Consider the following 5,584-nt stretch of genomic DNA (forward strand, 5'->3'; position numbering starts at 1 on the left):
GCGTCACCGCACCATCCAACACCCGCGACGGATAATTCAACCGCCCCACCGCATTCTTCGCCTTCGACACCACCCACACACCACCATCGTTCAACTCCACCTCAGCAGTCTTAAACCCCGGATAGATGATGGCCCCCGTCACCAACACCGCAGCAGCAGCCACAAACGACGTGGCCGTGGCGAACTTGCGGCGCGTGCGTGATCGCGGTTTCGTGGAACCCGGCTTTCTGGCACCCAGCGTGGCGAAAAGACGTGTCACAGCGTTAGCTTTCCTTCAAAATTGTGTGGTGGTTCCCCCGGCGGACCCGAGACCGCTCCCCCACTTCCCGCGACAGCCTACCCAACGATCTCCGGCAGCGCGATGGGGAGGACTGCCCGGCGGAGGGTGACGGCCGGGGCCCGGGGCGGGTTATGGCGTGGCTCCTGTCGGGAAGGTGCACAGTGGTACGCCGCTCTGTGCCGGCGACCCGATGGTGGTGTGCAGCGACTGGATCCAGCGGGTCTGGTTCGGTGAGCCGCGCATGATGTAGTACCACTGGCCGTCGCCGCTGTAGGTGGTGCCGTGCGGCTTCCAGCACATCACGTCGAAGCTGTCGAAGTGGGACATCCACGGCCGGTCGTAGCCGCTCTTGCCGTCGCAGGTGAATTTCTGCGGGTCGTAGGAGGTGGCGCCCGGCAGGTCGGTGCAGCTGCGGTCCATGCCGGAGTTCAGCCTGGTGGACCAGCGCGTCTTCTCTGCCCCGGACTGGGCCGACGCCGAGGCGAGCGGGCCGCCGGTGCCGCGCGAGTTGACGGTCTGGACCTGGATCGTGTGCCGTTCATTGAAGCCGCCGGTGTTGACCGTCCGGCTTCCCGAGGGGCCCACCCGTTCCCAGCCGCCGTTGTCGATTTTGATCTGGGTGTAGGCGATGTCGTGGCTCCCGGCATCCGGCGAGGCCCAGTTAAACGTCAGGTTCCGCTGGTTTTCCGCGCCGTTGGTGCCGGAGGCCGACGGGGTGCCGGGTGAGCCGTAAGGGTTCGCGTTAGCCCCGGTGCTGGCGTCCGAGCTGGGCGCGACGGACGAGTTGGCCGTCACCGTGACGGTGGTGGCGGCGCCGTTGGCGAACCCGCCGACGGTCTGGCCGGGCCTGATCGGCCCGGATTGGCCGGTGCTGGCTCGGTAGGTGTAACTCACCTCGGAGTAGGCCGAGCCGTTGCGTTCCGCAGCGGTGAGCTCACGGAAGTTGATGGTGACGGCCCGACCGGCGCCGCCGGTGTTGGCCTCGGCGGCGCTCACGCCGGAGACCCGGCTGAGCTTGCCGGTGGCGCGGCGCGGCGCGGAGGCCGCGCTGGCGGAGCCCTTGCCTGCCTTGTTTTCGGCCTGCACGGTGAAGGTATAGGACGCTTCCGAGTTGTTGGCGGTGAAGTTCGCCGTCCGCACGGTGCCGGCCACGGTCTGGGTCTGGTCCGCGCCGCCGCCGCCGCTCATCGTGACGTAGTAGTTCTTGATCGCGTCGCCGTTGGTGTTTGGCTCATCCCAGTCCACCTTGAGCTGGTTGGAGGTGCCGACGGCGGAGGCCACCGACGTCGTCGGCGCGCCCGGGGCGGCCGGGACGCCGGCGGGGTTGTCCTCGGCGGAGTACTGTCCCCAGTCGGAGGGGCCGAGCTCGTTCACGGCCTGGGCGCGCACCTTGTAGCGCACGCCGTTGGTCAGGGCCGGCCAGGTGTAGTTCAGGCCGGTCACGCCGTTCTTCACGGCGACTCCACTGGCCGGCGGCGGCGAGATCTCCAGGTTGTAGTTCTTCACCGCGGAGCCCTCGGTCTTCGCCGCGGGCCAGGCGATCACCATGTTCTTGTCCCCGGCCTTGACGGTGGGGGCCTCCGGCGGCGAGGGCTTTTCATCCGGCCGGATCTCGTTGGAGGCCGGCGAGGGATCGGATTCCTTCACCTCGTTGGTGGCGGTGACGGTGAAGACGTACTTGACGTCGTTGGTCAGTCCGCTGAGGGTGCACGTGGTGGTGGCGCAATCCTGGCTGAAGCCGTTGCCGGAGCGCACCGTGTACTTGGTGATGGCGGCACCGTTGTCCGACGGCGGCGTCCACTTGAGCACGGCGGTCCGGCTGCGGACGTCCGTTGCGCTCGGCGCGGACGGGGCGTCGGGCTTGTCCCGGACGGTGATCCGGACGCGGCCGTCGGTCTGCCGGGAGAGGTCCCCGGTCTTGTCCATGACGGTGTAGCGGACCACCATCACGCCCTTGAAGCCGCCGGCGGGGGTGACCGTGATGGAGTCCCCGGCCACCGCGGGCTGCCCGGCCGCGGAGCCGGTTTCCACGGTGGCGGCCACGATCCGCAGCGGCGTGTCGGAGAAGGGGTTGAAGTCGTTGGCGAGGACGTTGACGGTCTCCGCCTTGCCGGCGTTGGCCTTCTCCACGACGTCCTCGTTCGCCACCGGCAGTGGCCGGTTTGAGGCCGTGACGGTGGCCGCCACCGTGGCCCGGACAGGATCGGAGCGGCCGTCGGTGACCTTGAGCGGGATGCTGCCCTTCCAGCCCGCGGCCTTGGCGGAGTCTGCGGTGACTTTCAGGGTGGCGCCGTCAAGCGTGGCCTTGAAGCCCTCCGGGAGTGTTCCGTCGAGTTCGAATTTAAGTTTGTCCTGGTCGCCGGCGTCGACGTCCTTGGCCAGGTTGCCCAGTTCCAGGCTCGCGGACTCGGCCTTCGGCACCTCAAGGGTGGCGCCGCTGAACGTCGGCGGGTGGTTGGCGTTCGGGTCCGGGATGACCTTGGTGATGATGCTGAGCGTGGACTTCAGCCCGGCCGGGTCCTCGGGTCCGCTGCCGTCGGTGACCTCGAAGGTGACCGAGCCCGGGCCCACGTAGTCCTTGAGGGCGGCGTAACGCAGCTTGCTCCCGTTGCCGGCCACGACGTTGTCCGGCTCGGCGCCCTGGACCTTGACCTTGTCCACCTGGGTGACCCGCGGCGTACGGCCTTCCCTGACGCGGACGTACTCGCCCAGGTCCAGGGTGATTTCCTTGCCGGCCATCACCTCCACGGCCTCGGTCCGGGCCAGGGTGGGGTGCTGTTCACCCTGGCCGGGGACCCAGATGACCGCCGTCGCGCTTTGGCCGTCCACATCGGTGACGGTGTAGGGAACCAGCTGGTCCTTCGGCGCGAGGGCCACCCGGACGGTCCCGTCGCCGGCCACGCGCGCGTTCGGATTGCCGTCCGGCAGGCCGATCTTGAGTTCTGCGGCGACGCCGTCGGGGTCGGCGTCGTTCTTCAGGACCGGGACGTCGACGGCGGACTTGCCGAGGGTCTCCGCCGGGGTGACCACGTCGTCTTTCGCGAGCGGGGCCTTAAGGGTTGCATCCGGGCTGACCCGGACCCGGATCACGGCGCTGCCCTGGGCTTTTTTGTCGTCCTGGATTTTGTAGCTGACGCTCTCGTTGCCCGCGGCGCCCGGCGCTGTGAGCAGCACCTTGCCGCCGTCGGCCGGCTCGACGGCGAGCTCCGGGCGGGCCTCAAAGCCGTTGCGCACCAGGCTGATCGGGTCCCCGTCCGGATCCGAGTCGTTCGTGAGGGCGTCGACGGCGATTTTGCGGCCGGGCCGGACGTCCACGGCGTCGTCAACCGCGATCGGCTTCTGGTTATTGATTTCCCGCGGCGCGATGCCGACGATCACGGTGCCGGTGTTTTCGGCGCCGATCCGGTCCCGGACGCGGTAGCTGAAGGTGTCCGTGCCGGCGGCGTTGCCGGCGGCGGTGAATTCGAGGTAGCCGTCCTTGACCACGGCCGTGCCCATTGCGGGGGCCTTGTCCACGCCCGTCAGCTGCACAGAGTCGCCGTCGGTGTCCACACCGTCGAGCGGCACCGGGATGCGGACCGTCATGCCGGCCACCACGCGGGCGGTCAGGTTCTTCGGTTCGGGGCGGGTGTTGCGTTCGTCGTCGCGGGCCCGGATCCGGATGGACACCTGCTGGGAGTCGGATTGTCCGGAGGCGTTGGTGACCTTGTAGATCGCGTAGACCGTCTTCGGCACCTCGCCGGCGATGAAGCGCAGCGTCTGGCCGGCGGTGAAGGTGCGGCCGTCGGCGGCGTCCGGCTTTTGGGCCAGCACCGGTTCGAGGGTGAGCTTGCCGCCGTTGGGGTCGGTGTCGTTCTCCAGCACCGGGATGGTGACGACGTCGCCCGCACGGACGGTTGCCTCGTCGGGTTTGGCCTGCGGCGCCTGCAGCTTGGACGGCGCGGGGACGACCAGGACGGCGATCTCGCCGCTCGCGGAGGACTTGCCGTTGGAGATTGTGTACTTGACGTTGAGCTGGCCCTGGGCGCGGAGGTCGGTGATCCGGACGACGGAGTGGTCCAGGACGGCGACGCTGAGCGGCAGTCCATCGGCGGCGGTCACGGACTGGACCACCAGGACGCCGCCGGAGGGGTCCGAATCGTTGCCGAGGACGTCCACCAGCACGCTGCCGCCGGCCGGCAACAGCGCGGTGTCGCGGACCGCGACCGGTGCTCCGTCGCCGCCGCCGGGGACGACGTCGACCCGGACCAGCTGCTGGGCGCTGGCCGGCCCGTTCGTGACGAGGTAGGAGACGTAGTGTGCGCCGAGGGCGGTGGAGTTGAAGGTGAAGGTCTGCTGGTCGGCGCCCATGGTGGCGGTGGAGTTGCCGTCCGGGGTGGCCTGGGCGAGACGGAGCGCCCCGCCCTGCGGGTCCGAGTCGTTTTTGAGCGGGGCGATCACGGTGTCCACGCCGGCGACGGCCACGAGGTGGTCCGCGTTCGCGATCGGCGGCAGGGCTCCTGGCGGGCGCACCTCCACGGTGACCTTGCCCTCGGCCGTGGACCGGCCGTCGGAGACGGTGACGGTGACGGTCTTGCGGCCGGGTTCGGAGCCGGAGTCCTGGAAGCTGAGCAGGCCGTCGGGCCGGACTTTCACCTGGTCGCGGGGGTCGCTGCTTGCAGCGCCGACGACGAACACGTCATCGCCGTCGGGGTCGGTCCAGTCGGTGAGGATGTTCTGGCTGACCGCTTTGCCGGCCTGGACTACGAGTGTGGTGTTCCGATTCGGTTTCTGCCGCGGGGCGGAGTTCTCCCCGGGCGGGACGATGTTAAGCGTGACGTCGGCAGAGGCGGAGAGGCCGCGGCCGTCGTCGACCGTGTATTTGAACGTTTCCGTACCGGTCTTGTCCGCGCCCACGCTGACCTGGAAGCCGGTGGCGCCGTAGATCGGTGCGAGCAGCCCGGATTTGAGCGGTTCCGGCGACCGGACGGTGAGGATGTCGCCGTCGGGGTCGGTGTCGTTGTCCAGCACGGGAAGGATGGTCGTCTTGCCGGCGCGGACCCCGAAGGTGTCGGCTTTGGCGACCGGCGGGCTGTTGGGTTTGGTGCGGTCCGGCAGGACGGTCTGCTGCACCTCGTCGGCGGAGTCCTTGTCCGCGTCGTCCGAGGTCTGCTGCGGCGGGATGACGTCGTCCCAGTTGTTCACCAGCTGCATGTTCTGGTTCACCAGCCACACATTGCCCGAATTCACATCATTGAGCACCACCACATCCCGGTTCACCCGGAACACATACGACGGCGACGCGGACGCCTTCGGCACATCCAC

At 68.9% G+C, this 5,584-nt stretch carries 2 protein-coding genes; both read right to left on the bottom strand.

Translation table 11 applies throughout. The features are described from left to right. Positions 1–259: hypothetical protein (locus tag AC1DB8_RS16530; protein WP_476893645.1), on the bottom strand; the 259-nt coding region annotated here is incomplete at its 3' end. Between the two features lie 150 nt (positions 260–409). After that, positions 410–5,584 (bottom strand): Ig-like domain-containing protein (locus AC1DB8_RS16535; protein ID WP_476893646.1); only part of this gene is annotated, 5,175 nt, incomplete at its 5' end.

Source organism: Arthrobacter sp. 10N410, from assembly GCF_056394945.1.